This is a genomic window from Pseudomonas sp. LAM2023 (assembly GCF_016620375.1).
GTDB classification, from domain to species: Bacteria; Pseudomonadota; Gammaproteobacteria; order Pseudomonadales; family Pseudomonadaceae; genus Aquipseudomonas; species Aquipseudomonas anuradhapurensis.
This window is the reverse complement of sequence record NZ_JAENHV010000017.1, coordinates 53,030-78,086: the sequence shown is the minus strand read 5'-3', so window position 1 is coordinate 78,086 and position 25,057 is coordinate 53,030. Positions and strand designations below refer to the sequence as shown.

Below are 25,057 nucleotides of genomic sequence, written 5' to 3'. Positions count from 1 at the left end.
TTGTGGGTGAATCAGATGTTCAGGGTCCAGTCCAGCACCCAGAAGCCGGGTTCCAGCAAGCCCTGGGGCAGGTCGCTGGTGTAGAGGGCGCGCTGGTAGTCCAGCCGCAGGCGGCTACTGCCGAGGCCCAGTTCCAGGCCGGCGGCGGCCCCGGCCAGGCGCTGTGACGGTCTGCCTTCGGCGGTGCGGGCCCAGCCCAGGTCCACGCCGATGTAGGGGCGTACCTGCCAGGGGGTGGTCCAGCTGCTAGGCAGTGCCTGGCTGAACGTGTTGCGCCAGGCAGCGGCGCTGGCGCCGGAGTAGGTACGCAGGCGAAAGCCGCGCACGGCCGAATCGTCACTGACCAGCAGTTGCTCCACGGCGGGCAGGGCGTCGCTGCTGTACTGCAGGCCCAGTTCGCTTTGCCAGCGCCATGGGGCGGTGGGCGGGCCCTGGCGCAGGTGCAGCAGGTTGGCGCGGTACTTGCGAAAGTCCGGACGCAAGCGTTCCGCACCGAGTGGCGAGCGGTCGGCGCCGAACGCGTCGAGACCCTGGCCGATCCCGAGGTAGCCATTCCACAGGCCGGCTTCGAGCCACAGCAAATTGATACCTGCTTCGACGCTGCTCAGGGTCGGGCTCTGCTGGATGATGACCGCGCCGGCGCTGCGATTGACCAGTTGCTTGCGGTCCAGCCGTAGACTGGCGCTGAGCATGCCTTGCTGGTTGCGCCACAACACCCGCTCGGCGCTCAGGGCCTGATAGCTGCTGCTGCCATCGGCGCGCTTGTCGCTGCCCGGCAGTGGTGCCTCGTAGCGCAGCTGGCTGGCGCTGAGGGCAAAGGTCCAGGCGCCGTAGGGCACGCTGTAGTACAACGACAGGCCTTGGCTTTCACCGGGGGCATGCAGCACGCTGTTGGTCAGCGCCAGGCGCAGGTCGTCATTCAGGCCCAGCGGGCTGTCCAGGCCGACGCCGAGGCTCAGGCGGTGCCGCCCGCTCAGCTCGCTGCCACGGTTGTCGAAGCGGCTGTCGACATGCCAGCGGGAGGCTACGCTGCGCGGCTGCACGATGACCCGCGTGCCGCCCTGCAGCTCGCCCGGCAGCAGGGCGGCGGTCAGATCGTAGGCGCGCAGGCGGTTGAGTTGGTCGAGGCCTTGCTCCACGTCCGGCAGGTACAGCGGGTGGCCGAGCAGCCCGGGGAAGGCACCCGCCAGCGACAGCGGCAAATCGGCGCCGGCAAGTTCGATGGATTCGACGAAGCCTTCGACGAGGGTGATATCCAGCGTCTCGCCGTCCTGCGGCGGTTGCCGCAGGTAGGGGCGGCTGGCCGGGTAGCCGGCTTGCAGGTACAGCCCGGTGATGGCCTTGAGCAGCTGGTTGATGTCGCTGACGCCCATGCAAGGCGAGACCAGCGCACGGAGGGTTGCTGTCAGCTCCGCGGTATCGAGCTGGCGGTTGCCTTCCACGCGTACGCCGTCGATAGCCCAGCAGTGGTTGTCCTCTGCAACGGGGGCGACAGCGGTGGGGCGTTCGGCCGGGGAGGGCGTACGCTGCCAACGCTCCAGCCGCTGTTGCCGCTCCAGCTGGCGGAGGCTGTGCTGCTGATCGCGCAGTTGTTGGCTGGCGGGGTCGTCGGCCAGTGCCAGGGGGCTGGACAATGCTGCGCCAAGGCAACCAGCTAGCGCCAGGACGGTGACATGGCGAATTCGGCACGGCATTCAGGCACCCCGCAAATGGTGTACGGCTTACGTACTCGTTTGCGTGGATGCTAAGAATTCGGGTGTTGGCCTGGATGCAGTACCCTGCCTAGGCGCCTGTCAGGCGAGTTCTCGGCTGTTTGAAAGATACTTCCTACAGAGTCGCGGCGAAGGCTCTAGATCAGGGGCGGATCTCGATCAGCGTGCCATCGCGCACCAGGTCCCAGACTTCCTGCATGTCGCGGTTACGCATGGCAATGCAGCCATCGGTCCAGTCCAGCGTATGGAAGTACCACTCCGGGTACTCGTCGTTGATCGGCGTGCCATGAATCATGATCATGCTGCCGGCACTCACCCCTTCACGGGTCGCGCGGGCGGCATCGCTGACATTCGGGTAGTTGATGTGGATGGCCAGGTTGAAGCGGTCGCTTTGCTTGCGCCAGTCCAGCCAGTAAAGGCCCTCGGGGGTTTTCTTGTCACCCTCGCGTTCCTTGGGCCCCTTGGGCTGCTTGCCCAGGGAGATGCGGTAGGTTTTCAGGGGTTCGCCACGGCTGATCAATTGCAGGCGCCGCTCGGACTTGATCACCAGCACCTTGTCGATCAGCGGCTGCATGGCCTGTTGCGAAGGCGACTGGGTTTGCGCTGCCGGCTGGGGTTTGCGGATGATCGTCTCGGTGAACGCCGCCTGGGACACCGAGGTAACGCAAAGGCAGAAAAGGGCAAGCAACCAGCGCATGTAACGGTTTCCCTGAAGGCTTCTAGGTAGTGGTCGAGACATGCATCGGCGGCAGGTATTCATGGCCTATGGGGTACTGCTGCCCAATGCGGTCGCGATAGTAGCATTCTAGTGTGCGTGTGACAGTGCGGAAAGCCAGCTCGCCCCACGGTATCTCGTGTTCCTCGAACAGCCGCACCTCCAGGCTTTCCACACCGATAGCGAAATCAAGGTCCGCCAGCTCGGCGCGAAAGAACACATGCACCTGGTTGATGTGCGGCAGGTCGAACAGCTGGTACAGGGTCATGCTGCCGAGGCGGGCGCAGGCTTCCTCGACGGTTTCACGACGGGCGGCCTGGTCGAGGGTTTCGCCATTTTCCATGAACCCGGCAGGCAGGGTCCAGAAGCCCCGGCGTGGCTCGATGGCGCGCCGGCACAGCAATACCTGGCTGCCCCAGGTCGGCAGTACGCCGGCAACGATATTGGGGTTCTGGTAGTGGATGGTCTGGCAGGATTCGCAGACATACCGCAAGCGGCTGTCGCCTGCAGGAATCCGCTGAGTGACCAGCTGGCCGCACGTGCTGCAGAATTTCATGTCGGTTTCCTTTCGCTCTGGCTTATCTTGGCGCGACGGCCGTGCCGCCGCAAGCGCGCGGGGCTTGGGTGCTGCGCGGCTTTGGTGCATCATGCAAGGCAGGCCTTGAATACGAGTGTGCGCAATGCTGGACGAGCTACTTCGCCGAATGAGCAACCACCAACCCGCCTCAATGGAAACCGACCGGCGGTTCCCTGAAGCGGCGGTCCTCTTGCCCATTACCCGTAGCGAAGCGCCCGAGCTGGTCCTCACCCTGCGTGCCCAGGGCTTGTCCACGCATGGCGGCGAAGTGGCCTTTCCCGGCGGCCGCCGCGACCCGGAAGACCCGGACCTGGTGTTCACGGCATTGCGCGAGGCCGAAGAGGAAATCGGCCTGCCGCCTGGCCTGGTGGAAGTGATCGGCCCGCTCAGCCCGCTGATTTCGCTGCATGGCCTGAAAGTGACGCCATTCGTCGGGCTTATCCCGGATTTTGTCGAATACCGCGCCAATGACGCCGAGATCGCGGCAGTATTCAGCGTGCCGCTGGAATTCTTCCGCCAGGACCCGCGCGAACATACCCACCGTATCGATTACCAGGGGCGCAGCTGGTATGTGCCCAGCTATCGCTACGGCGAATACAAGATCTGGGGCTTGTCGGCGATTATGATCGTCGAGCTGGTCAACCTGCTGTTCGATGCCGGCATCAGCCTGCACCAGCCGCCTGAGCGTTACATCGAAAACTGAGTGGGGGCCTACCCCGCCGTCTGCGTCGCAGCCTGAGGAGCAAGCATGAAATACCGCCTGGGCGACCTGCGGGTCGAAAGCCACCCCACCAGTTGGGCCGCACCCACCGCCACCCTGATCGGCAAGGTACGCCTGCAGGCCAATGCCAGCGTGTGGTTTGGCGCGGTGTTGCGCGGCGACAACGAGCTGATCGACATTGGCGAAGGCAGCAACGTGCAGGATGGCACGGTGATGCACACCGACATGGGCTCGCCGCTGACCCTGGGCAAGGGCGTGACCGTCGGCCACAACGCCATGCTGCATGGCTGCACGGTGGGCGATTACAGCCTGGTGGGCATCAACGCGGTCATCCTCAACGGCGCGCGGATTGGCAAGCACTGCATCATTGGCGCCAATGCGCTGATTGCCGAGGGCAAGGAAATTCCCGACGGCTCCCTGGTGATGGGCTCGCCGGGCAAGGTCGTGCGCGAGCTGACCGAGCAGCAGAAGCGCATGCTCGAAGCCAGTGCCGCGCATTACGTGGCCAATGCCCAGCGTTATGCGCGGGAGTTGGTGGTTGACGATGAGTGATGCCGTGGAACGGCCGGTGGCCTCGCCGTGCGTGAGCATTTGTGCGCTGGACGAGCAGGATATCTGCACCGGTTGCCAGCGCAGCGTGGCGGAAATCAGCCGCTGGGGGCGGATGGACAATGACGAGCGTCGTGCGGTGCTGAAGCTGTGTCATGAACGGGCGAAAGAGGCCGGCCTGGTTTTCCACAACTGAATGCCCTGCAGGCTCGCGTCGCCTGTAGGAGCGGCCTTGCGTCGCGATGGGCTGCGAAGCAGCCCCAATGTTTCGGTGCAGTTGCTAACGTTGCTGGGGCTGCTTTCGCAGCCCATCGCGACGCAAGGCCGCTCCTACAAGGAGTACCGTTGCCTGCTCGGGAAGCCAGCGGTAATCTGTGCGGCTTGCCCACAGACTAGCCGCCATGTTCTATCTGCTTGCCTACATCAGCAGCGTAGTGCTGATCAACTACGCCTTCTCCAGCGCGCCGCACCTGGACATCATCTGGTCCGCCTGGGGCGGCCTGGTGTTCATCCTGCGCGACATGGTGCAGACCCGCTTCGGCCATGGCGCCCTGGTCGCCATGCTGGTGGCGCTGGTGTTGTCCTATGTCACCTCGGAGCCGGCCATCGCGCTGGCCAGTGCCACCGCGTTCTTCATTTCCGAACTGATCGACTGGCTGGTATTCAGCATCACCCGCCGCCCCCTGCGCGACCGCCTGTGGCTGAGCTCGGCGTTGAGCATCCCGGTGGACACGTTCATCTTCTTCGGCATGATCGGTGCCCTGGCCCCGGCCGTGATCGGCACGGCCATGGCCTCGAAGTTCGCCGGGGTCACCGCCGTGTGGCTGGCCATGGCATTTCGCGCGCGGCGCGCTGCCGCCGTCGGTTGATGGTGTAGAATAGCGGTCCTTTTTCAGCGGGCGGCGCCATGCCTGGTGCGGCCCCGGACGCCTTCGAGGACCTGAAATGACCCGTATCGGAACCCCCTTGTCGCCCACCGCGACCCGTGTACTGCTGTGCGGCTGTGGCGAACTGGGCAAGGAAGTGGTGATCGAGCTGCAGCGCCTGGGCGTCGAAGTGATCGCCGTCGACCGCTACGCCAATGCCCCGGCGATGCAGGTGGCGCACCGCAGCCACGTGGTCAACATGCTCGATGGCGTTGCCCTGCGCGCCGTGATCGAGGCCGAGAAGCCGGACTACATCGTTCCCGAAATCGAAGCCATCGCCACCGCCACCCTGGTCGAACTGGAAAACGAAGGTTTCAACGTGGTGCCGACGGCCCGCGCCACCCAGCTGACCATGAACCGCGAAGGCATCCGCCGCCTGGCCGCCGAGGAGCTGGACCTGCCGACCTCGCCGTACCACTTCGCCGACACCTATGAAGACTATGCCAAGGCCGTGGCCGATGTCGGTTACCCGTGCGTGGTCAAGCCGGTGATGAGTTCGTCGGGCAAGGGCCAGAGCCTGTTGCGCAGCGATGCCGACCTGCAGCCGTCGTGGGCCTACGCCCAGGAGGGCGGTCGCGCCGGCAAGGGCCGGGTGATCGTCGAAGGCTTCATCGACTTCGAATACGAGATTACCCTGCTGACAGTGCGCCACGTGGGCGGCACCACTTTCCTCGAGCCGGTCGGCCATCGTCAGGAAAAAGGCGACTACCAGGAGTCGTGGCAGCCGCAGGCCATGAGCCCGAAAGCGCTGGCCGAGTCGCAGCGGGTGGCCAAGGCGGTCACCGATGCCCTGGGCGGTCGTGGCCTGTTCGGCGTGGAGCTGTTCGTGAAGGGGGACCAGGTGTGGTTCAGCGAAGTGTCGCCACGCCCGCATGACACTGGCCTGGTCACCCTGATTTCCCAGGACCTCTCGCAGTTTGCCCTGCATGCCCGGGCGATTCTTGGCCTGCCGATTCCGGCCGTGCGCCAGTTCGGCCCATCGGCCTCGGCGGTGATCCTGCCGCAAGGCCAGTCGCAGCAGACCAGCTTCGCCAATCTGGGCGCAGCGCTGAGCGAGCCGGATACCGCCATTCGCCTGTTCGGCAAGCCGGAAATCAACGGGACGCGGCGCATGGGCGTGTGCCTGGCGCGGGACGAGTCGGTCGAGCTGGCGCGGGCCAAGGCGACCCGTGCTGCGCAGGCGGTCAAGGTCGAGTTCTGATCCAGGCCGCATGGGGCCGCTTTGCGGCCCTGTCGCGCCACAAGGCCGTTCCTACAGGGAATCGCGCAAGCTGAAGCGGGGGCGATCTCCTGCAGGCGCGGCCTTGTGGCGCGATAGGGCTGCAAAGCAGCCCCAATCATTCAAAGCGCAGTATTGCGGGTCTCTTTCAGGCACAGCACGGCAAGCAGGCTGATCACTGCGGCCGCCGACACATAGCCGCCGACCCAGCTCAAGCCACCCATGCTCACCAGTTTCTGGGCAAAGAACGGTGCCGCCGAAGCCCCGACGATCCCGCCCAGGTTATACGCAGCCGACGCCCCGGTGTAACGCACATGGGTCGGGAACAGTTCCGGCAGCAGTGCCCCCATCGGCGCAAAGGTCACGCCCATCAGGAACAATTCGATGGCCAGGAACAGCGCCACGCCTGCGGTCGACCCCGAGGTCAGCAGCGGTTCCATGGTAAAGCCCGAGAGCACCGCCAGCAGGCCGCCGACGACCAGCACCGGCTTGCGTCCGTAGCGGTCGCTGAGCCAGGCCGACAGGGGCGTGGCCAGGGCCATGAACACCACTGCGAAGCACAGCAGGCCGAGGAACGTTTCGCGGCTGTAGCCCAGCGTGGTCACGCCGTAGCTCAGCGAGAACACCGTCGAGATGTAGAACAGTGCGTAGCACACCACCATGGCCGCCGCGCCCAGCAGGGTAGGCCGCCAGTGTTTGGCAAACAGGTCGACCACCGGCATTTTCACCCGTTCCTGGCGCGCGACTGCCTTGGCGAACACCGGGCTTTCCTCGAGTTTCAGCCGCACATACAGGCCGACCAGCACCAGCGCCGCGCTGAGCAGGAACGGAATGCGCCAGCCCCAGGCGCGGAACTGCTCGTCGCTGAGCACCAGCGCCAGGGTCAGGAACAGGCCGTTGGCGGCGAGGAAGCCAATCGACGGCCCCAACTGCGGGAACATGCCGAACCAGGCGCGTTTGCCTTGCGGCGCGTTCTCGGTGGCCAGCAACGCCGCGCCACCCCATTCGCCACCCAGGCCCAGGCCTTGGCCGAAGCGCAACAGGCAGAGGATGACCGGCGCCCACACGCCAATGCTGTCATAGCCCGGCAACACCCCGATGGCGGTGGTGGACACGCCCATCAGCAACAGTGAGGCGACCAGGGTCGATTTGCGGCCGATGCGGTCGCCAAAATGGCCGAACAGTGCCGAGCCCAGCGGGCGCGCCAGGAAAGCGATGCCGAAGGTGAGGAAGGCCGCCAGCATCTGCGCGGTACCCGACCCGGAAGGGAAGAACACCGGGCCGATCACCAGGGCGGCGGCAGTGGCGTAGACGTAGAAATCATAGAACTCGATGGCGGTGCCGATGAAGCTGGCAGTGGCTACCCGCGCGGGCGAATTGACCGGCGCGGCAGGCGCTTCGGCATAAGTGCTGCTGGTTGTCATTTGGAAGGTCCCTGACAGTCTGATCCGGCTCCATGGGCGTGGCCTGCGACAGCGTGCTAAGCGAAAGAGCCAGGCACGGCCATGCGGGCGCCGGAGTTTTGTTGTTGTGCGCGCCAGACTGACGATAGCCCAAGGGGGATAGGGGCGGGGGCGGGCACTGTTCGGGGTATTGAAGCAGGACCGCAGGGCGTGTCAGTGGGGCGGACTGGCCGTGGAGCGCCGAGTGCGGATAGCAGGCGGGACGGCTAGGCTGGGTAAGCGTGGCCCGAGTATAGCTAGCGGGTCACGGTCCATACCAGTACCTTGCTGGCACAATTGTCCTCTGTTTCGAGGATTTCCAGGCGATAGCGGCCGATCTTCAGGCAAACGGCGCTTTCCGGGATGCTTTCCAGCGCTTCGGTGACCAGCCCGTTGAGGGTTTTCGGCCCGCCGTCGCAGGGCAGGTGCCAGCCCAGGGTGCGATTGATTTCGCGCAGCGAAGCGGTGCCGTCGATGACGAAGGTGCCATCTGGCTGCGGGTGGACGTGGGGGTTGTCCAGGGTGTGCTCGTCCTCGAATTCGCCAACGATTTCCTCGAGGATATCTTCCAGGGTGACGATGCCCAGTACTTCACCGTACTCGTCCACCACCACGCCCAGGCGGCGTTGCTGTTTGTGGAAGTTCAACAGCTGCATCTGCAGGGGCGTGCTTTCCGGCACGAAATAGGGCTCGTAGCAGGCGCTGTGGAGTTTCTCCAGGGTCAGCTCGGCCTTGGGCAGCAGGTGGCTGATCAGCTTGGTGTTGAGGATCGCTTCAACCTGGTTGATGTCGCTGTGGTACACCGGCAGGCGGGTGTGGCGGCTGACGATCAGTTGCTCGATGATGCGCTCGATCGGATCGTCGAGGTTGATGCCGTCCACTTCGTTGCGCGGCACCAGAATGTCGTTGACGGTGATCTTGTCCAGTGATTGCAGGCCGTCGAGCAGGCCATGGCGCGGCGCTTCGTGCTCGTCGTCCTCATCGAAGTCATCCGCTTCCGGCGGATGCACGGCCACAGCCGTGGGTTGCACGCGGAATGGGCGCAGGATCAACCTGGCAATGCCATCCAGCAGGCAGGCCAGTGGTTGCAACAGGGTCAGCGGCACTTTCAGCAGGCTGACACCGAGGCTGACCAAGGCCTGCGGGTTGCGCCGCGCCAGGCGTCGTGGCAGGTACTCGGCGAACACCAGCAAGCTGAGGGTGGCGGCCAGGCCGGCCAGCCAGAAACCGTGCTCGCCACTGTGGCGCTGGCCGATCAGGCAGGCCAGGCCCAGCACCAGCAACTTGCCCAGGCTGGCACACAGCACCAGGGCCTGGGCGGGCAGCGCGGGGCTGTCCTCGCCGGTGCGCGCACCATTGAGCAGCTGGCGGGCGGCATCCACGGCGGTGAACAGTGCCGACCACAACAGCGCCAGTGCCAGGGTGCCGAATAGCGGTGCGTACGGCAGGGTATCCATGGGCGGCCGTCAGATATGCAGGATGAATTCGCGAACCAGCTTGCTGCCGAAATAGGCCAGCATCAGCAGGCAGAAACCGGCCAGCGTCCAGCGGATGGCCTTGTGGCCACGCCAGCCCAGGCGGGTACGGCCCCACAGCAGCACGCTGAACACCACCCAGGCGACACAGGCCAGCAAGGTCTTGTGCACCAGGTGCTGGGCGAACAGGTTGTCGAGGAACAGCCAGCCGGAGATCAGCGACAGCGACAGCAGGCACCAGCCGGCCCAGAGGAAGCCGAACAGCAGGCTTTCCATGGTTTGCAGGGGCGGGAAGTTGCGGATCAGCCCGGACGGGTGCTTGTTTTTCAACTGGCGGTCCTGCAGCAGCAACAGCAGCGCCTGGAACACCGCGATGGTGAACAGGCCGTAGGCCAGGATCGACAGCAGGATATGCGCGAGGATGCCCGGTTCCTCGTTGATCAGCGGCACCGTGCCGGGGGGCGCGAACTGCGCCAGCAGCGCGGTCACCGCGCCCAGCGGGAACAGCAGCACCAGCAGGTTTTCCACTGGTATGCGCAGGCAGGCCAGCAGGGTCAGGGCGATGACTGCCACGGCGATCAGGCTGGCGGCGCTGAAGAAGTCCAGGCTCAGGCCCAGCGGAGTGATCAGCTGGAAGAACAGCGCGCCGCCCTGGGCGAGCACCGCGAAGGCGCCCAGCAGGGCGAGCAGGCGCTTGTCGGCCTTGCGGTTGCGGGCCAGGAACGAGCCCTGGTAGATGGCCGCAGCTATATAGAGGACGGCGGCGATCAGGTTGGGGATGAGGCTGGGTGAGGAGAACATAAGTCCTGGGTGGCGAGCCTTAAAGAGACGGAGTTTGGCATAGATCGCGCTGGTCTAGGAAGACTGGCAGACCGCGGTGCGGCTTTCGCGGCTGAACCCGCTCTTACAGGTGCGGCGCCGGTCTTGAACGTGGTGCAGACCCTGTGGGAGCGGGTTCACCCGCGAAGAGGCCGGCACAGCCACCGAATATCTATCAGGCCGCCAGCAAGGTGTGCGCCGCCGCCGCACTTCGCTATAATCGCCGCCTTGCTGTGCCTGGCGGGTATGCATTCCCCCTGGGCGCCTGACAAACCTCGGCTTTTACTGGGCCTGAAAGGATCACCATGTTCGAAAACCTGACCGACCGCCTGTCACAGACGCTGCGCCATGTCACCGGCAAGGCCAAGCTGACCGAAGACAACATCAAGGACACGCTGCGCGAAGTGCGCATGGCCCTGCTCGAGGCCGACGTCGCCCTGCCGGTGGTCAAGGATTTCGTCAACAGCGTCAAGGAGCGTGCGGTCGGCACCGAAGTGTCGCGCAGCCTGACCCCGGGCCAGGCCTTCGTGAAGATCGTCCAGGCCGAGCTGGAAAGCCTGATGGGCGCGGCCAACGAAGACCTCGCGCTGAACGCTGCGCCACCTGCCGTGGTGCTGATGGCCGGCCTGCAGGGCGCGGGCAAGACCACCACCGCCGGCAAGCTGGCGCGCTTCCTCAAGGAGCGCAAGAAGAAGAGCGTGATGGTGGTGTCTGCCGACGTCTACCGCCCGGCGGCGATCAAGCAGCTGGAAACCCTGGCCAACGACATCGGTGTCACCTTCTTCCCCTCCGACATCAGCCAGAAGCCCGTGGCCATCGCCGAAGCGGCCATTCGTGAAGCCAAGCTGAAGTTCATCGACGTGGTCATCGTCGATACCGCCGGCCGTCTGCACATCGATGCCGACATGATGGACGAGATCAAGGCGTTGCACGCTGCGGTCAAGCCGATCGAGACCCTGTTCGTGGTCGACGCCATGACCGGCCAGGACGCCGCCAACACCGCCAAGGCATTTGGCGAGGCGCTGCCGCTGACCGGCGTGGTACTGACCAAGGTCGACGGTGACGCGCGTGGCGGTGCCGCCCTGTCGGTGCGGGCCATCACCGGCAAGCCGATCAAGTTCATCGGTATGGGCGAGAAGACCGAAGCGCTCGAGCCGTTCCACCCCGACCGCGTCGCCTCGCGCATCCTCGGCATGGGCGACGTGCTCAGCCTGATCGAGCAGGCCGAGCAGAACATCGACAAGGCCAAGGCCGACAAGCTGGCCAAGAAGCTGAAGAAGGGCAAGGGCTTCGACCTCGAAGACTTCCGCGACCAGTTGCAGCAGATGAAGAACATGGGCGGCCTGGGCGGGCTGATGGACAAGCTGCCGAGCATCGGCGGGGTCAACCTGTCGCAGATGGGCAATGCCCAGGGCGCGGCCGAGAAGCAGTTCAAGCAGATGGAAGCGATCATCAACTCCATGACCCCGGCCGAACGCCGTGATCCGGAGCTGATCAGCGGCTCGCGCAAGCGCCGTATCGCCATCGGTTCTGGCACCCAGGTGCAGGACGTCGGCCGCCTGATCAAGCAGCACAAGCAGATGCAGAAGATGATGAAGAAGTTTTCCGCCAAGGGCGGCATGGCCAAGATGATGCGTGGCCTGGGCGGGATGCTGCCAGGTGGCGGCATGCCCAAGCTGTAACCCCTATTCCGGGTGCCTGCCGTTTGTCCGGCCGGCGCCCTGAACCCCCGCCTTGGTGGGGCAACGGCCGCGAATTTTGCGGCGCAACCGGCGAATCTGGACGGCAGGGCGGGGCCTTGCCGAAAAAGTCATTTGCAAATGTCCGTGTATTCCCCGAGAATATGCGGCCTTTTGGGCACCCGTGTGCCTATTTGGCATTCAGATTTGCAGTACCAGCTGCTGTATCAACTGCAGCACCGACTATAGGAACGATGTTCACATGGTAACCATTCGTCTGGCCCGTGGCGGCTCGAAAAAGCGCCCATTCTACCACCTGACCGTGACCAACTCGCGTAACGCCCGTGACGGCCGTTTCGTTGAGCGCGTAGGTTTCTTCAACCCGATCGCTGCTGGCGCCGAAGTCAAGCTGTCGGTCAACCAAGAGCGCGTCAACTACTGGCTGAGCCAGGGTGCACAGCCGTCTGAGCGCGTTGCTCAGCTGCTGAAGGACGCTGCCAAGGCTGCTGCCTGAGCAGTATGAACGCGACGCCAGAAAAGGCTGACGACCTCATCGTCGTTGGCAAGATTTTTTCGGTTCACGGCGTTCGCGGCGAGGTGAAGGTGTATTCCTTTACCGATCCGATTGAAAACCTGTTGGATTATCCGCGCTGGACGCTTCGGCACGAAGGCAAGGTAAAGCAGGTCGAGCTGGTCAACGGTCGTGGCTCCCAAAAGGGCCTGGTCGTGAAACTGAAAGGCCTCGATGACCGTGATGAAGCTCGTCTTCTGAGTGGTTACGAAATCTGCATTCCGCGGAGCCTTTTGCCCAGCCTGGCGGCCGACGAGTACTACTGGTACCAGTTGGTAGGCCTGAAGGTCATCAACCAGGACGAACAGCTGTTCGGCAAGGTCGATCACCTGCTGGAGACCGGTGCGAACGATGTCATGGTGGTCAAGCCCTGCGCAGGCAGCCTGGATGATCGCGAGCGTCTGTTGCCCTATACGGCGCAATGCGTGCTCGATATCGACCTGGAAGCAGGCGTGATGCGGGTTGAGTGGGACGCGGACTTCTAGACGATGGGTAACCTTCGCGTAGACGTCATCACGTTGTTCCCCGAGATGTTCTCGGCCATCACGGAGTACGGCATTACCAGCCGCGCGGTGAAACAGGGGTTGCTTCAGGTGACTTGCTGGAACCCGCGGGACTACACCACAGATCGTCACCACACGGTGGATGATCGGCCGTTTGGCGGTGGTCCGGGCATGGTGATGAAAATCAAGCCTCTGGAAGACGCCCTGGTTAGCGCCAGGCAGGCGACCGGAGCAGCGGCGAAGGTGATCTACCTTTCGCCACAAGGCCGCAAGCTGACACAGCAGGCGGTCAAAGGCCTGGCCGAACAGGAATCGTTGATCCTGATCGCCGGTCGTTATGAAGGCATCGACGAGCGCTTTATCGAGGCTCATGTCGATGAGGAGTGGTCGATTGGCGACTATGTGCTTTCCGGTGGCGAGCTGCCGGCCATGGTACTGATCGATGCGGTTACACGGCTGCTGCCCGGAGCTTTAGGGCATGTGGACTCGGCGGAAGAAGATTCCTTCACCGACGGTCTGCTCGACTGCCCGCACTACACCCGACCTGAGGTGTATGCGGATCAGCGTGTTCCCGACGTGTTGCTAAGTGGCAACCATGCACACATCCGGCGTTGGAGAATGAAGCAGTCCCTTGGTAGGACCTTCGAACGACGCGCCGATCTTCTGGAAAGTCGCTCGCTTTCTGGAGAAGAGAAGAAGCTGCTCGAGGAATATCTCCGCGAGCGGGACGATAGTTAAACGTATCGATGGTGGATCGCGTATCCATCTTAGGAGCACAGCATGACCAACAAGATCATCCAGCAGCTCGAAGCCGAGCAGATGAGCAAGGAAATCCCGACCTTCGCACCAGGCGACACCGTTGTCGTCCAGGTTAAAGTGAAGGAAGGTGAGCGTTCCCGTCTGCAGGCGTTCGAAGGCGTCGTTATCGCCAAGCGTAACCGCGGTCTGAACAGCGCCTTCACCGTGCGCAAGATCTCCAGCGGCGTTGGCGTAGAGCGTACCTTCCAGACCTACAGCCCGCAGATCGACAGCCTGGCCGTGAAACGTCGTGGTGACGTGCGTAAAGCCAAGCTGTACTACCTGCGCGACCTGTCCGGCAAAGCCGCTCGCATCAAGGAAAAACTGTCCTGAGTGCAGTTTGCCCGGTGGCCGCGGCCGCCTAGCGAGAAAAAAGCAGCCTTCGGGCTGCTTTTTTGCGTTTTGAAACCCGTAGATGTGATTGTCATGACCCCCCGAGACCAGGAAATCCAGCGCCGCACCGAACTGTCGGTGACCCGCGTGACCAAGGCGGTGTTCCCCAACACCACCAACCACCACAACACCTTGTTCGGCGGCACTGCCCTGGCGTGGATGGACGAAGTGTCGTTCATCGCCGCCACGCGCTTCTGCCGTCTGCCACTGGTGACCGTGTCCACCGACCGTATCGACTTCAAGCACCCGATCCCGGCAGGTTCGATCGTCGAACTGGTGGGTTCGGTGATCAAGGTCGGCAATACCAGCTTGCAGGTGCAGGTGGATGTGTTCGTCGAGAACATGTACCTGGACGGACGCGAGCGGGCGATTCATGGGGTATTCAGCTTCGTCGCCATCGACGAGGACAAGCGCCCGGTGCCGGTCTTGCCTCAGGTTTGAGCACATCCTGGGCCTGACCTGGGCCTTGTAGGAGCGGCCTTGTGTCGCGATGGGCTGCGCAGCAGCCCCCAGGATTTTCCGCAGCGCTGTACCATCTGGGGGCCGCTGCGCAGCCCATCGCGACACAAGGTCGCTCCTACAAGGCCCGCGACAACGGGCTGGATGCTGTGAAACACTAGCCCTATCTCAAGCATCCAGCAGCCCCGCATGCCCGCCCTCGACCACCCCCTGATCGACCAGTTCCTCGACGCCCTGTGGCTTGAAAAAGGCCTGTCCGACAACACCCGCGTGTCCTACCGCAGCGACCTGGCCCTGTTCAACGGCTGGCTGCAGGAACGTTCCGTCAGCCTGCCCGACGCCGGCCGCGAGCTGATTCTCGACCACCTGGCCTGGCGCCTCGACCAGGGTTACAAGCCACGTTCCACGGCACGCTTCCTGTCCGGCCTGCGCGGTTTCTTCCGCTACTTGCTGCGGGAAAAGCTGGTGGCCATCGACCCGACCCTGCAAGTGGACATGCCGCAACTGGGCAAGCCCCTGCCCAAGTCGCTGTCCGAAGCCGACGTCGAGGCCTTGCTGCAGGCCCCGGAGCTGGGCGAAGCCATCGGCCAGCGTGACCGCGCCATGCTCGAAGTGCTCTACGCCTGCGGCCTGCGCGTTACCGAACTGGTCAGCCTGACCCTCGACCAGGTCAACCTGCGCCAGGGCGTGCTGCGGGTAATGGGCAAGGGCAGCAAGGAGCGCCTGGTGCCCATGGGCGAAGAAGCGGTGGTGTGGCTGCAGCGCTACCTGCGCGATGGCCGCGCCGAACTGCTCAATGGCCGCCCCAGCGACGTGCTGTTCCCCAGCCAGCGTGGCGAGCAGATGACCCGCCAGACGTTCTGGCACCGCATCAAGCACCACGCCCGGGTGGCCGGCATCGACAAACCCTTGTCGCCGCACACCCTGCGCCATGCCTTCGCCACACACTTGCTCAACCACGGCGCCGACCTGCGTGTGGTGCAGATGCTGCTGGGCCACAGCGACCTGTCGACCACGCAGATCTACACCCATGTCGCCAAGGCCCGCCTGCAGCAGTTGCACGCCCAGCATCACCCGCGTGGATGAATGTTTTTCATGTTCCGCCGACCGGTCCTTGCAGGGCCCTTCATTGGCAGTGTGATGTGGTAGGCTTGAGCGGTTTGCACCAAGGGCCGCATTGTCAGCGCGCATTTTGCGCAGCTGACGCCCTCCGGCCCCTGTCCGCCTTCAGGAGTTCCCATGCGCGTGACCCAGTTTTTCGCCGCCGCCGCGTTGGCGCTGGCCAGTACCCTTGCCGTTGCCGCGGCAACCGATAGCCCTGCCGGCGCCGAGCAGGCCATCCGTAAATCATTGCAGAACCTCGAGCTGGAAGTGCCGGTAGAAAGCGTGGCCAGCAGCCCGGTCAGCGGCCTGTATGAAGTCAAGCTGCAGGGTGGTCGCGTGCTGTATGCCAGCGCTGACGGGCAGTTCGTGATGCAGGGCTACCTGTTCCAGATCCAGGACGGCAAGCCGGTCAACCTGACCGAGAAGGCCGAGCGCCTGGGTATCGCCAAGCTCATCAACGGCATTCCAGCCGCCGAGATGGTGGTTTATCCTGCCAAGGGCGAGACCAAATCGCACATCACCGTGTTTACCGACACCACCTGCCCGTACTGCCACAAGCTGCACGCCGAAGTGCCCGAGCTCAACCGCCGCGGTATCGAAGTGCGTTATGTCGCCTTCCCGCGCCAGGGCCTCGGCTCGCCGGGTGACCAGCAGTTGCAGGCCGTGTGGTGCTCCAGCGACCGCCGTGCAGCGATGGACAAGATGGTCGAGGGTGAGGAAATCAAGGCTGCCAAGTGCGCCAACCCGGTCAGCAAGCAGTTCCAACTGGGCCAGTCGATCGGTGTCAACGGCACGCCGGCGATCGTGCTAGAAAGTGGCCAGGTCATTCCGGGCTACCAGCCGGCACCGCAGGTGGCCAAGCTGGCACTGGCCAAGTAATCCAATTCAGTACGCCGTCGTCATGGGGTGACGGCATGTTTCACGGCCGGCAAAGGTGTCGGCCGTTCAATGGGGAGTTCACAGTGAAACCGGTCAAAGTAGGCATCTGTGGGTTGGGGACCGTCGGTGGCGGAACCTTCAATGTACTTCAGCGCAACGCCGAGGAGATTGCCCGCCGTGCCGGGCGCGGTATTGAAGTGGCACAGATCGCCATGCGCTCGCAGAACCCGAACTGCCAGATTACCGGTACCCCCATTACCGCTGACGTGTTCGAAGTTGCCAGCAACCCGGAGATCGACATTGTCATCGAGCTGATCGGTGGCTACACCGTGGCCCGCGACCTGGTGCTCAAGGCCATCGAAAACGGCAAGCACGTGGTCACCGCCAACAAGGCGCTGATTGCCGTGCACGGCAACGAAATCTTTGCCAAGGCGCGCGAGAAGGGCGTCATCGTCGCCTTCGAAGCCGCCGTGGCCGGTGGCATTCCGGTGATCAAGGCCATCCGCGAAGGGCTGTCGGCCAACCGTATCAACTGGCTGGCCGGCATCATCAACGGTACCGGCAACTTCATCCTTACCGAAATGCGTGAGAAGGGCCGGGCCTTCCCTGACGTTCTGGCCGAAGCCCAGGCGCTGGGTTACGCCGAAGCCGACCCGACCTTCGACGTCGAAGGCATCGATGCCGCACACAAGCTGACCATCCTCGCCTCGATCGCGTTCGGCATCCCGCTGCAGTTCGACAAGGCCTACACCGAGGGCATCACCCAGCTGACCACCGCTGACGTGAACTACGCCGAGGCCCTGGGCTACCGCATCAAGCACCTCGGTGTGGCACGCCGCACCGCCGACGGCATCGAGCTGCGGGTACACCCGACGCTGATCCCGGCCGACCGCCTGATCGCCAACGTCAATGGCGTGATGAACGCCGTCATGGTCAATGGTGACGCTGCCGGTTCCACCCTGTACTACGGCGCCGGTGCCGGCATGGAGCCTACCGCTTCGTCGGTGGTCGCTGACCTGGTCGACGTGGTGCGGGCGATGACTTCCGACCCGGAAAACCGCGTACCGCACCTGGCCTTCCAGCCGGACTCGCTGTCGGCCCACCCGATCCTGCCGATCGAAGCCTGCAAAAGCGCCTACTACCTGCGCATCCAGGCCAAGGACCACCCGGGCGTACTGGCCCAGGTGGCCAGCATCCTCTCGGCGCGCGGCATCAACATCGAGTCGATCATGCAGAAGGAAGCCGAGGAGCAGGACGGCCTGGTACCGATGATCCTGCTGACCCATGGTGTGGTCGAGCAGCACATCAACGATGCCATCGTCGCCCTGGAAGCCCTGCAGGACGTGGTCGGCAAGGTCGTGCGCATTCGCGTCGAACAGCTCAATTAATTTTGCCGTCGGGCCGCCTGCGCGGCTCCGGCCCCAGTATCGAAGGTTTGCACCCATGCGCTATATCAGCACCCGCGGCCAGGCACCGGCCTTGAATTTCGAAGACGTCCTGCTGGCCGGTCTGGCCAGCGATGGCGGCCTGTACGTGCCAGAAAACCTGCCACGCTTCACCCAGGAAGAAATCGCCTCGTGGGCCGGCCTGCCGTACCACGAGCTGGCCTTCCGGGTAATGCGCCCGTTCGTCGAAGGCAGCATCGCCGATGCCGACTTCAAGAAGATCCTCGAAGAAACCTATGGTGAGTTCGCCCATGCCGCCGTGGCGCCGCTGCGCCAGCTGAACAGCAACGAGTGGGTGCTCGAGCTGTTCCACGGCCCGACCCTGGCGTTCAAGGACTTCGCCCTGCAACTGCTGGGGCGGCTGCTCGACCACGTACTGGCCAAGCGCAACGAGCGCGTGGTGATCATCGGTGCCACCAGCGGTGACACTGGCTCCGCCGCCATCGAAGGTTGCCGCCGTTGCGACAACGTCGACATCTTCATCCTGCACCCGCACCAGCGCGTGTCGGAAGTGCAGCGTCGGCAGATGACCACCATCTTCGGCGACAACATCCACAACATCGCCATCGAAGGCAACTTCGATGACTGCCAGGAAATGGTCAAGGCCAGCTTCGCCGACCAGTCGTTCCTCAAGGGCACCCGCCTGGTTGCGGTGAACTCGATCAACTGGGCGCGGATCATGGCCCAGATCGTCTACTACTTCCACGCCGCCCTGCAGCTGGGTGGCCCGGCCCGTTCGGTCGCGTTCTCGGTACCTACCGGCAACTTCGGCGACATTTTCGCCGGCTACCTGGCGCGCAACATGGGCCTGCCGGTCAGCCAGCTGATCGTCGCCACCAACCGCAACGACATCCTGCACCGCTTCATGAGCGGCAATCAGTACGTCAAGGAAACCCTGCATGCGACCCTGTCGCCGTCGATGGACATCATGGTGTCGTCCAACTTCGAGCGCCTGCTGTTCGACCTGCACGGTCGCAATGGTGGCGCGATTGCCGAGCTGATGGCGAACTTCAAGCAGGGTGGTGGTTTCAGCGTCGAACAGGACCGCTGGACCGAAGCCCGCAAACTGTTCGATTCGCTGGCTGTGACTGACGAGCAGACCTGCGAAACCATCGCCGAGGTATTCGCTGCCACCGGCGAGGTGCTCGACCCGCACACCGCGATTGGCGTCAAGGCCGCGCGCGAGTGCCGGCGCAGCCTCGACACGCCGATGGTGGTCCTGGGTACCGCGCATCCGGTGAAGTTCCCGGAAGCGGTGGAGAAGGCCGGTGTGGGCAAGGCGCTGGAACTGCCTGCGCACCTCAGCGACCTGTTCAGCCGTGAAGAACGCTGCACGGTGCTGGCCAATGACCTGAAGGCTGTGCAGGGCTTTGTCAGCCAGCACGGTAACCGCGGCAAGCCGCTGTAATCACCTTGCATCGGGCTGCGCCGCAGCCCATTGCGCCCCAAGGCCACTCCTGCAGAACATCGCGTTGCGTGCAGGCGCGGCCTTGGGTCCCGATAGGCCGCAAAGCGGCCGTAGCACCTCAGCCTTTTCCTTCGCCCCTCTCAGAAACATCCTATTCAGGTCGACCTTCACAACACCTAAATTAGCCGGCTCTCCCTTCAGGAGCGGCTCATGCACCAGCCCTACGTGTTGATCCACCAGGCTCGCCCGTCTCACCAGATTCTCCTGCACCAGGCCCTCAACGCCCAGGGCATCTTCGACGTTCGCGTCAGCGCAAACACCACTGAACTCGATGCGTGCCTTGGCGCCGAGCGTCGTCCCGACCTGCTGATTCTCGACCACGCCATGCCGACCCTGGCCGGCCTTGCCCTGTTCGAGCAGCGGTACCCCGCACGTGCGTTGCTATTCGTCGGCCAGGCTACCGGCAAGCACCATGACCTTGCCCAGGAGGCCAGAAGCCGTGGCCTGTGGGTGCTCGCCGAGCTGCCCTGGCCGCTGTCGATGCCACGCCTGCAGCATGCCTTGCAGGCACTGCAAATGCGCCCCTGGCGGCGTATTCAAACTGTCACCTGCACCCCGCATGCTCACTGACGAAGGCGCGGTGTGACGAACTTTCCGCTGCGTCTGTTGGTCAGTTCCTCTATATCCCACCACGCAGCGAGTGATCCGGATGGAAAGAATCTGCAGACTGCTCAACGAAGCCCTGACCCCTTACCAGGCCCACCTTGGCGTCGCCGATGCCCAGGGTAATCGCCAGTTGACCGTGCGTGACCCGCTCGGCGATATAACCTTGCGGCGTACGGTCAGCGAACGCCAGTTGCAGGAGCAACGCCTGCTGGTCGACCTGGTGGATGGTTTGCACCGTGACTTGCAGATCGCCGAGGGGCGATTGCAGCCCTGCGTAATCGCAGCACTGCAGCAGCGCCAGCAGCCCCCTGGAACCTTTGCCTGAGTGGCTGATCAGACACTGTAGGGCAGCCAGCCAGTGCTTTGCTCCGGCGCTGGCAGGGCTGCCACGGGAAGTCCCCAAGGACTTTCGCTTGGCCCCGGGCGTGTTCCCCAGCGTCCGGGGTTTCTTTTTGGGTGGCCGCAGCAGCCCTGTCAGCGGTCTTTGAAGAAGCGCTTGCTGTCTTCCAGGTAGCCTTCCTGTAGTGCCGGGTCCAGCCAGCGCGCATAGTGTGCCGGCAGTACCTCCTGGCGCAGGGCAGGCAGCAACTGGTCGATATGCGCAATGGCGGTGCGCCCCAGCTCGGTGTCCGAGCACCCTACATGCAGAAACTGGTAGCGGGGCACTCCCTGCACCGGATAGAACCGATAGTCAGCCAGTGACCCGCCTTGCTGCTGGACCAGATAGCGCACTTCGTGCCAATAGCCAAGCACCAGGCGCAAGCGCCCCAGTTGCTGCATCTGCAGCAGGTTGGCAGTGGCGTCGTTGCCGTAGTGGCGGCTGAGGGCGCTGTCGGGCAGCTGGCGCAGGATGGCGTCGATCTGCGTGCCGTAGCTGCGTTCGGCAACCACGCCCAGCTGCAGCGTGGTCTTGCTCAACAGGCCATGCAGGTCCACCTGCTGGCCATCAAGGTAGGGAGCCACCAGCGCCTGGCTGTCCTTGCGCAGCACCAGGCCGCCGCTGAGCACGCCCAGAGCAGGCATGGAAAAGCGTACATACCCGGCGCGCTCCGGTGTCCACAGCAAGGTCGGATCGCAGGTGAAGCTGTTGGGGTCTTGCAGCATCTGGATACCGCGGGCGCGGTTGACCCGCACGATGCTGTGGTCGTATTCGGGCATCTGGCCGATGAGCAGTGGCAACAGCTGGTCGATCACCCCCTGGCCTTTTTCCGGCCCTTCGAAAATGGTGAACGGTGGCAGGTCGCGCACCAGCCAGAACAGGCGCTCCTTGGCGCTGGCCGGTTGCCACAGCAAGGCCGGCAGCAGCCCGCACAGCAGGACCAGGTGACGTAGGCGGCGGGCAGCGCGCATGGGGGGCAGGGCCAGGTCAGACCGTGCCGGCTGAACGCAGGCTGGCGATGGCGGCTGCGTCGTAGCCCAGGGCGCCGAGCAATGCCTCGGTGTGTTCGCCCAGTGCCGGGCCAACCCACTCGGCCGAGCCGGGGGTATCCGACAGTTTGGGGACAATGCCGGGCATGCGGAACGGCTTGCCGTCCGGCAGTCTGGCGTGCAGGAACATTTCCCGCGCCAGGTACTGCGGGTCGTTGAACATGTCTTCGGCCGAATAGATGCGGCTGGCCGGCACTTCGGCGGTGGTCAGCACCTGCATCAGTTGCTCCAGCGGCAGGCTGTTGGCCCAGCGGTCGATCACCCCGTACAGCTCGTCGCGGCGCAGGTCGCGGCCATCATTGGTGGCCAGGCTCGGGTCGTCGGCCAGGTCGGTGCGGCCAATGGCCTGCATGAAACGCTTGAAGATGGCATCGCCATTGGCGCCGATCTGCACATGCTTGCCGTCGGCGCTGGTATGGATGGAGGAGGGCGTGATGCCCGGCATGATGTTGCCGGTACGTTCGCGGATGAAGCCGAACACATCGAATTCCGGGACCATGCTTTCCATCATGGCGAAGATCGCCTCGTACAGCGCCACATCCACCACCTGGCCGTCACCGCCGTTGACCTCTCGGTGGCGCAGGGCCATCAGCGCGCCGATCACGCCCCACAAGGCAGCAATCGAGTCACCGATGGAAATGCCGGTGCGCACCGGTGGGCGATCGTCGAAACCGGTTATATAGCGCAGGCCGCCCATCGACTCGCCGACGGCGCCGAAGCCTGGCTGGTCCTTCATCGGCCCGGTCTGGCCAAAACCCGACAGGCGCACCATCACCAGGCGCGGGTTGAGAGCATGCAGCACGTCCCAGCCCAGGCCGAGTTTTTCCAGCACGCCCGGGCGGAAGTTCTCGATCAGGATGTCAGCCTCGGCCAGCAGCCGCTTGAGAATCTCGCGGCCCTCGGGGTGCTTGAGGTTGAGGGTGAGCGACTGCTTGTTGCGGGCCTGTACGAACCACCACAGCGAGGTGCCCTCGTACAACTTGCGCCATTTGCGCAGCGGGTCGCCGCCATCGGGCGATTCGACCTTGATCACCTCGGCGCCGAATTCGGCGCAGATGCGCGAGGCGAACGGCCCGGCGATCAGGGTGCCAAGTTCGATGACTTTGAGGCCGGCGAGGGGTTTGCTGGGCGTAGGCATGGGGCATCCGTGGCAACTGGGCAGAGCCGTGGTTTTATCATAGGTCGCAAGCGGCAGATACTGCCGCGGCGCAACCAAGGGCAGGATCGGTTAGACTGTGCCACTTTTCTTGCGCAAGAAGCCCGTCGACCATGGCCCAGCCGTCCACCACCTACAAATTCGAACTGAACCTGACCGACCTCGATCGTGGCGTGTACGAGAACGTCCGCCAGACTATCGCCCGCCACCCTTCGGAAACTGAAGAGCGCATGGCCGTGCGCCTGCTGGCCTATGCGCTGTGGTACAACGAGAACCTGGCCTTCGGCCGCGGCCTGTCCGACGTCGACGAAGCGGCCCTGTGGGAGAAGAGCCTGGACGATCGCATCCTGCACTGGATCGAAGTGGGCCAGCCGGATGCCGAGCGCCTGACCTGGTGCTCGCGCCGCACCGAGCGTACCAGCCTGCTGGCCTATGGCAGCCTGCGGGTGTGGCAGAACAAGGTGGTGGACGCGGTCAAGGGCTTGAAGAACCTGAGCATCGCCGCCGTTCCGCAGGAGGTGTTGGCAACCCTCGCTACCGATATGCCGCGTACCATCAAGTGGGACGTGATGATCAGCGAGGGCACGGTATTCGTCACCGATGACCGCGGCCAGCACGAAGTGCAGCTGGAGTGGCTGCTGGGTGAGCGTGGCTGAAGCACTCCATGCGTATCGAACCTCGCCCGCTGCCGCCGACCCTGCCATTTCTCGGTAACCTGCCACCCTTGCTGACCCGCCTGTACGCTGCCCGCGGCGTGCAGAGCGAAGCCGAACTGGACAAAAGCCTGGCGCGCCTGCTGCCGTTCCAGCAGCTCAAGGGTATTGAAGCCGGTGTCGATCTGCTGGTCGAGGCCATCGACCAGCGCCAGCGCATTCTGATCGTTGGCGACTTCGATGCCGATGGCGCCACCGCCAGTACGGTCGGCGTGCTGGGCCTGCGCCTGCTGGGCGCGGCGCATGTCGATTACCTGGTACCCAACCGCTTCGAGTATGGCTACGGCCTGACCCCGGAAATCGTCGCGGTGGCGCTGCAACGCCAGCCGCAACTGCTGATTACCGTGGACAACGGCATTTCCAGTGTCGATGGGGTGGCGGCGGCCAAGGCGGCGGGGCTCAAGGTGCTGGTCACCGACCATCACCTGCCGGGCGAGCAGTTGCCCGCGGCCGACGCCATCATCAATCCCAACCAGCCGGGCTGCAGCTTCCCGAGCAAGGCGCTGGCCGGGGTCGGGGTGATCTTCTATGTGCTGATGGCCCTGCGTGCACGCCTGCGCAGCCTTGGGCGCTACGAGACGCAGCCACAGCCGAACATCGGCGAACTGCTCGACCTGGTCGCCCTGGGCAGCGTCGCCGACGTGGTGCCGCTGGACGCCAACAACCGCATCCTGGTGCACCAGGGCCTCGAGCGTATCCGCGCCGGCCGTGCCCGCCCGGGGCTCAAGGCCATTCTCGAAGTGGCCCGCCGCGACCACCGGCGTATCACCTCGACCGACCTCGGCTTCATCCTCGGCCCACGGCTCAACGCTGCCGGGCGCCTGGACGACATGAGCCTGGGCATCGAATGCCTGCTGTGCGAGGACGCCGCCCTGGCCAAGGACATGGCCCAGCAGCTGGACGACCTGAATCAGGACCGCAAGTCCATCGAGCAGGGCATGCAGCGTGAGGCACTGGCCCAGCTCAAGGACCTGCCGATCGAGTCGATGCCCTACGGTCTGTGCCTGTTCGATGCGGACTGGCACCAGGGGGTGATCGGTATCCTGGCCTCGCGCCTGAAGGAGCGTTACCACCGGCCGACCATTGCTTTCGCCGATGCCGGCGAGGGCATGCTCAAGGGCTCGGCGCGTTCGGTGCCGGGCTTCCATATTCGCGATGCGCTGGATGCCGTGGCCGCGCGCCATCCGCAATTGATCAGCAAGTTCGGCGGCCACGCCATGGCCGCCGGGTTGTCGTTGCCCGAGGCTAATTTCCCGGCATTTGCCCAGGCGTTCGACGAAGAAGTGCGGCGTCACCTGGTTGAAGACGACCTGACCGGCCGCCTGTTGTCGGATGGCAGCCTGGCAGTGGAGGAATTCCACCTCGACCTGGCCAAGGCCCTGCGCCATGCCGGCCCTTGGGGCCAGCATTTCCCCGAGCCGCTGTTCCATGGCGTGTTCCAGCTGGTGGAGCAGCGCGTGGTGGGCGAGCGGCACCTGAAGGTGGTGCTCAAGAGCGAGTGCGGCTCGGTGCGGCTGGATGGCATCGCCTTTGGTATCGACCGCGAAGTGTGGCCGAACCCGACGGTGCGTTGGGTTGAACTAGCGTACAAGCTGGACGTGAACGAGTTTCGTGGCAATGAAAGCGTGCAGTTGATGATTGCCCACATGGAGCCGCGCTGACCGTACCGACGCTATCGTCCCTCGAATTTTCAGGGAACC

27 protein-coding genes are annotated in these 25,057 nt (G+C 64.2%); 19 read left to right on the top strand and 8 right to left on the bottom strand.

All coding sequences use genetic code 11. The features are described from left to right. Positions 1-11: 11 nt before the first annotated feature. The 3 genes from JKP78_RS10335 to JKP78_RS10325 all read right to left on the bottom strand — a co-directional run bounded on the left by JKP78_RS10335 (position 12) and on the right by JKP78_RS10325 (position 2,983). Positions 12-1,694 (bottom strand): ShlB/FhaC/HecB family hemolysin secretion/activation protein, encoded by a 1,683-nt coding sequence (locus JKP78_RS10335; RefSeq protein WP_186686054.1) that lies wholly within the window; start codon positions 1,692-1,694, stop codon positions 12-14. A 160-nt stretch (positions 1,695-1,854) separates the two neighbouring features. After that, positions 1,855-2,409 (bottom strand): L,D-transpeptidase family protein, encoded by a 555-nt coding sequence (locus tag JKP78_RS10330; protein ID WP_170028497.1) that lies wholly within the window; start codon positions 2,407-2,409, stop codon positions 1,855-1,857. Between the two features lie 22 nt (positions 2,410-2,431). Next, on the bottom strand, positions 2,432-2,983 hold the full coding sequence (locus JKP78_RS10325) for an NUDIX hydrolase (RefSeq protein ID WP_186686053.1): 552 nt from the start codon (positions 2,981-2,983) through the stop codon (positions 2,432-2,434). Positions 2,984-3,107: 124 nt separating this feature from the next. Between JKP78_RS10325 and JKP78_RS10320 the strand changes: the two genes are divergently transcribed. The 5 genes from JKP78_RS10320 to purT all read left to right on the top strand — a co-directional run bounded on the left by JKP78_RS10320 (position 3,108) and on the right by purT (position 6,401). Continuing rightward, positions 3,108-3,707: a CoA pyrophosphatase gene (locus JKP78_RS10320; protein WP_186686051.1), complete on the top strand. Its 600-nt coding sequence runs from the start codon at positions 3,108-3,110 to the stop codon at positions 3,705-3,707. Positions 3,708-3,752: 45 nt separating this feature from the next. Beyond that, positions 3,753-4,277 carry a gamma carbonic anhydrase family protein gene (locus JKP78_RS10315; RefSeq protein WP_170028500.1) on the top strand — a complete coding sequence of 175 codons (525 nt, stop codon included), beginning with the start codon at positions 3,753-3,755 and terminating at the stop codon, positions 4,275-4,277. Beyond that, on the top strand, positions 4,270-4,470 hold the full coding sequence (locus tag JKP78_RS10310) for a DUF1289 domain-containing protein (protein WP_186686049.1): 201 nt from the start codon (positions 4,270-4,272) through the stop codon (positions 4,468-4,470). Before JKP78_RS10315 ends, JKP78_RS10310 begins: the two co-directional genes overlap by 8 nt. Positions 4,471-4,675: 205 nt before the next feature. Next, positions 4,676-5,143, top strand: a complete 468-nt coding sequence (locus tag JKP78_RS10305) for a VUT family protein (protein ID WP_170028502.1) — start codon at positions 4,676-4,678, stop codon at positions 5,141-5,143. A 76-nt stretch (positions 5,144-5,219) separates the two neighbouring features. After that, positions 5,220-6,401, top strand: a complete 1,182-nt coding sequence (purT, locus tag JKP78_RS10300) for a formate-dependent phosphoribosylglycinamide formyltransferase (RefSeq protein WP_186686044.1) — start codon at positions 5,220-5,222, stop codon at positions 6,399-6,401. Positions 6,402-6,541: 140 nt separating this feature from the next. Here the strand turns inward: purT and JKP78_RS10295 are convergent, their stop codons facing one another. The 3 genes from JKP78_RS10295 to JKP78_RS10285 form a co-directional block, all read right to left on the bottom strand. Beyond that, entirely contained in the window at positions 6,542-7,843 is a 1,302-nt protein-coding gene (locus JKP78_RS10295) for an MFS transporter (RefSeq protein ID WP_170028504.1), read from the bottom strand. 275 nt (positions 7,844-8,118) lie between these two features. Beyond that, a complete protein-coding gene (locus JKP78_RS10290; RefSeq protein WP_186686042.1) occupies positions 8,119-9,318 on the bottom strand; it encodes a transporter associated domain-containing protein in 1,200 nt (399 codons plus the stop codon). 9 nt (positions 9,319-9,327) lie between these two features. After that, complete coding sequence (locus JKP78_RS10285) at positions 9,328-10,137, bottom strand: cytochrome C assembly family protein (protein WP_186686040.1); 810 nt, start codon at positions 10,135-10,137, stop codon at positions 9,328-9,330. Between the two features lie 323 nt (positions 10,138-10,460). Here JKP78_RS10285 and ffh point away from each other — a divergent pair, with 323 nt between their 5' ends. The 12 genes from ffh (at position 10,461) to JKP78_RS10225 (ending at position 20,385) form a co-directional block, all read left to right on the top strand. Next, a complete protein-coding gene (ffh, locus tag JKP78_RS10280) occupies positions 10,461-11,837 on the top strand; it encodes a signal recognition particle protein (RefSeq protein ID WP_170028509.1) in 1,377 nt (458 codons plus the stop codon). Positions 11,838-12,096: 259 nt separating this feature from the next. Then, positions 12,097-12,348, top strand: a complete 252-nt coding sequence (rpsP, locus tag JKP78_RS10275) for a 30S ribosomal protein S16 (RefSeq protein WP_003259424.1) — start codon at positions 12,097-12,099, stop codon at positions 12,346-12,348. 5 nt (positions 12,349-12,353) lie between these two features. Continuing rightward, on the top strand, positions 12,354-12,890 hold the full coding sequence (gene rimM, locus JKP78_RS10270; protein WP_170028510.1) for a ribosome maturation factor RimM: 537 nt from the start codon (positions 12,354-12,356) through the stop codon (positions 12,888-12,890). 3 nt (positions 12,891-12,893) lie between these two features. Then, positions 12,894-13,646, top strand: coding sequence for a tRNA (guanosine(37)-N1)-methyltransferase TrmD (gene trmD, locus JKP78_RS10265; RefSeq protein WP_003252146.1), 753 nt, complete (start codon positions 12,894-12,896; stop codon positions 13,644-13,646). Between the two features lie 42 nt (positions 13,647-13,688). Then, complete coding sequence (gene rplS, locus JKP78_RS10260) at positions 13,689-14,039, top strand: 50S ribosomal protein L19 (protein ID WP_003252148.1); 351 nt, start codon at positions 13,689-13,691, stop codon at positions 14,037-14,039. Between the two features lie 93 nt (positions 14,040-14,132). Further along, positions 14,133-14,540 (top strand): acyl-CoA thioesterase, encoded by a 408-nt coding sequence (locus JKP78_RS10255; RefSeq protein WP_170028512.1) that lies wholly within the window; start codon positions 14,133-14,135, stop codon positions 14,538-14,540. A 207-nt stretch (positions 14,541-14,747) separates the two neighbouring features. Continuing rightward, positions 14,748-15,644 (top strand): site-specific tyrosine recombinase XerD, encoded by an 897-nt coding sequence (gene xerD, locus JKP78_RS10250; RefSeq protein WP_186687238.1) that lies wholly within the window; start codon positions 14,748-14,750, stop codon positions 15,642-15,644. A 153-nt stretch (positions 15,645-15,797) separates the two neighbouring features. Beyond that, entirely contained in the window at positions 15,798-16,541 is a 744-nt protein-coding gene (locus tag JKP78_RS10245) for a DsbC family protein (protein ID WP_186687236.1), read from the top strand. Positions 16,542-16,624: 83 nt separating this feature from the next. After that, positions 16,625-17,929, top strand: coding sequence for a homoserine dehydrogenase (locus JKP78_RS10240; RefSeq protein ID WP_170028519.1), 1,305 nt, complete (start codon positions 16,625-16,627; stop codon positions 17,927-17,929). Positions 17,930-17,984: 55 nt separating this feature from the next. Further along, positions 17,985-19,394, top strand: a complete 1,410-nt coding sequence (gene thrC / locus JKP78_RS10235) for a threonine synthase (protein WP_186687233.1) — start codon at positions 17,985-17,987, stop codon at positions 19,392-19,394. A 210-nt stretch (positions 19,395-19,604) separates the two neighbouring features. Then, positions 19,605-20,024 carry a histidine kinase gene (locus JKP78_RS10230; protein ID WP_186687230.1) on the top strand — a complete coding sequence of 140 codons (420 nt, stop codon included), beginning with the start codon at positions 19,605-19,607 and terminating at the stop codon, positions 20,022-20,024. A gap of 79 nt (positions 20,025-20,103) precedes the next feature. Then, a complete protein-coding gene (locus tag JKP78_RS10225; RefSeq protein WP_170028525.1) occupies positions 20,104-20,385 on the top strand; it encodes a DUF3509 domain-containing protein in 282 nt (93 codons plus the stop codon). Positions 20,386-20,534: 149 nt separating this feature from the next. Here the strand turns inward: JKP78_RS10225 and JKP78_RS10220 are convergent, their stop codons facing one another. Beyond that, positions 20,535-21,410 (bottom strand): TIGR02285 family protein, encoded by an 876-nt coding sequence (locus tag JKP78_RS10220; RefSeq protein ID WP_200626628.1) that lies wholly within the window; start codon positions 21,408-21,410, stop codon positions 20,535-20,537. 16 nt (positions 21,411-21,426) lie between these two features. Continuing rightward, the gene (locus JKP78_RS10215; protein WP_186687224.1) at positions 21,427-22,626 is read right to left on the bottom strand and encodes a CaiB/BaiF CoA transferase family protein; all 1,200 of its coding nucleotides are present in this window, start codon (positions 22,624-22,626) and stop codon (positions 21,427-21,429) included. A 131-nt stretch (positions 22,627-22,757) separates the two neighbouring features. Here JKP78_RS10215 and JKP78_RS10210 point away from each other — a divergent pair, with 131 nt between their 5' ends. Together JKP78_RS10210 and recJ are read left to right on the top strand one after the other, a co-directional pair. Further along, positions 22,758-23,300 carry a YaeQ family protein gene (locus tag JKP78_RS10210; RefSeq protein ID WP_170028531.1) on the top strand — a complete coding sequence of 181 codons (543 nt, stop codon included), beginning with the start codon at positions 22,758-22,760 and terminating at the stop codon, positions 23,298-23,300. An 8-nt stretch (positions 23,301-23,308) separates the two neighbouring features. Then, positions 23,309-25,018 (top strand): single-stranded-DNA-specific exonuclease RecJ, encoded by a 1,710-nt coding sequence (recJ, locus tag JKP78_RS10205; protein ID WP_186687221.1) that lies wholly within the window; start codon positions 23,309-23,311, stop codon positions 25,016-25,018. Positions 25,019-25,057: the final 39 nt, after the last annotated feature.

What these genes read in the sequence shown, in the direction of transcription:
- purT (WP_186686044.1), top strand. Translation starts at nt 5,220, where the DNA reads ATGACCCGTATCGGAACCCCCTTGTCGCCCACCGCGACCCGTGTACTG.
- JKP78_RS10320 (WP_186686051.1), top strand. Translation starts at nt 3,108, where the DNA reads ATGCTGGACGAGCTACTTCGCCGAATGAGCAACCACCAACCCGCCTCA.
- JKP78_RS10325 (WP_186686053.1), bottom strand. Translation starts at nt 2,983, where the DNA reads ATGAAATTCTGCAGCACGTGCGGCCAGCTGGTCACTCAGCGGATTCCT.
- JKP78_RS10310 (WP_186686049.1), top strand. Translation starts at nt 4,270, where the DNA reads ATGAGTGATGCCGTGGAACGGCCGGTGGCCTCGCCGTGCGTGAGCATT.
- JKP78_RS10210 (WP_170028531.1), top strand. Translation starts at nt 22,758, where the DNA reads ATGGCCCAGCCGTCCACCACCTACAAATTCGAACTGAACCTGACCGAC.
- JKP78_RS10225 (WP_170028525.1), top strand. Translation starts at nt 20,104, where the DNA reads ATGGAAAGAATCTGCAGACTGCTCAACGAAGCCCTGACCCCTTACCAG.
- JKP78_RS10290 (WP_186686042.1), bottom strand. Translation starts at nt 9,318, where the DNA reads ATGGATACCCTGCCGTACGCACCGCTATTCGGCACCCTGGCACTGGCG.
- recJ (WP_186687221.1), top strand. Translation starts at nt 23,309, where the DNA reads ATGCGTATCGAACCTCGCCCGCTGCCGCCGACCCTGCCATTTCTCGGT.
- thrC (WP_186687233.1), top strand. Translation starts at nt 17,985, where the DNA reads ATGCGCTATATCAGCACCCGCGGCCAGGCACCGGCCTTGAATTTCGAA.
- JKP78_RS10315 (WP_170028500.1), top strand. Translation starts at nt 3,753, where the DNA reads ATGAAATACCGCCTGGGCGACCTGCGGGTCGAAAGCCACCCCACCAGT.
- JKP78_RS10330 (WP_170028497.1), bottom strand. Translation starts at nt 2,409, where the DNA reads ATGCGCTGGTTGCTTGCCCTTTTCTGCCTTTGCGTTACCTCGGTGTCC.
- JKP78_RS10255 (WP_170028512.1), top strand. Translation starts at nt 14,133, where the DNA reads ATGACCCCCCGAGACCAGGAAATCCAGCGCCGCACCGAACTGTCGGTG.
- JKP78_RS10220 (WP_200626628.1), bottom strand. Translation starts at nt 21,410, where the DNA reads ATGCGCGCTGCCCGCCGCCTACGTCACCTGGTCCTGCTGTGCGGGCTG.
- JKP78_RS10230 (WP_186687230.1), top strand. Translation starts at nt 19,605, where the DNA reads ATGCACCAGCCCTACGTGTTGATCCACCAGGCTCGCCCGTCTCACCAG.
- ffh (WP_170028509.1), top strand. Translation starts at nt 10,461, where the DNA reads ATGTTCGAAAACCTGACCGACCGCCTGTCACAGACGCTGCGCCATGTC.
- rpsP (WP_003259424.1), top strand. Translation starts at nt 12,097, where the DNA reads ATGGTAACCATTCGTCTGGCCCGTGGCGGCTCGAAAAAGCGCCCATTC.
- rplS (WP_003252148.1), top strand. Translation starts at nt 13,689, where the DNA reads ATGACCAACAAGATCATCCAGCAGCTCGAAGCCGAGCAGATGAGCAAG.
- JKP78_RS10295 (WP_170028504.1), bottom strand. Translation starts at nt 7,843, where the DNA reads ATGACAACCAGCAGCACTTATGCCGAAGCGCCTGCCGCGCCGGTCAAT.
- JKP78_RS10305 (WP_170028502.1), top strand. Translation starts at nt 4,676, where the DNA reads ATGTTCTATCTGCTTGCCTACATCAGCAGCGTAGTGCTGATCAACTAC.
- JKP78_RS10285 (WP_186686040.1), bottom strand. Translation starts at nt 10,137, where the DNA reads ATGTTCTCCTCACCCAGCCTCATCCCCAACCTGATCGCCGCCGTCCTC.
- JKP78_RS10215 (WP_186687224.1), bottom strand. Translation starts at nt 22,626, where the DNA reads ATGCCTACGCCCAGCAAACCCCTCGCCGGCCTCAAAGTCATCGAACTT.
- xerD (WP_186687238.1), top strand. Translation starts at nt 14,748, where the DNA reads ATGCCCGCCCTCGACCACCCCCTGATCGACCAGTTCCTCGACGCCCTG.
- JKP78_RS10335 (WP_186686054.1), bottom strand. Translation starts at nt 1,694, where the DNA reads ATGCCGTGCCGAATTCGCCATGTCACCGTCCTGGCGCTAGCTGGTTGC.
- rimM (WP_170028510.1), top strand. Translation starts at nt 12,354, where the DNA reads ATGAACGCGACGCCAGAAAAGGCTGACGACCTCATCGTCGTTGGCAAG.
- JKP78_RS10245 (WP_186687236.1), top strand. Translation starts at nt 15,798, where the DNA reads ATGCGCGTGACCCAGTTTTTCGCCGCCGCCGCGTTGGCGCTGGCCAGT.
- trmD (WP_003252146.1), top strand. Translation starts at nt 12,894, where the DNA reads ATGGGTAACCTTCGCGTAGACGTCATCACGTTGTTCCCCGAGATGTTC.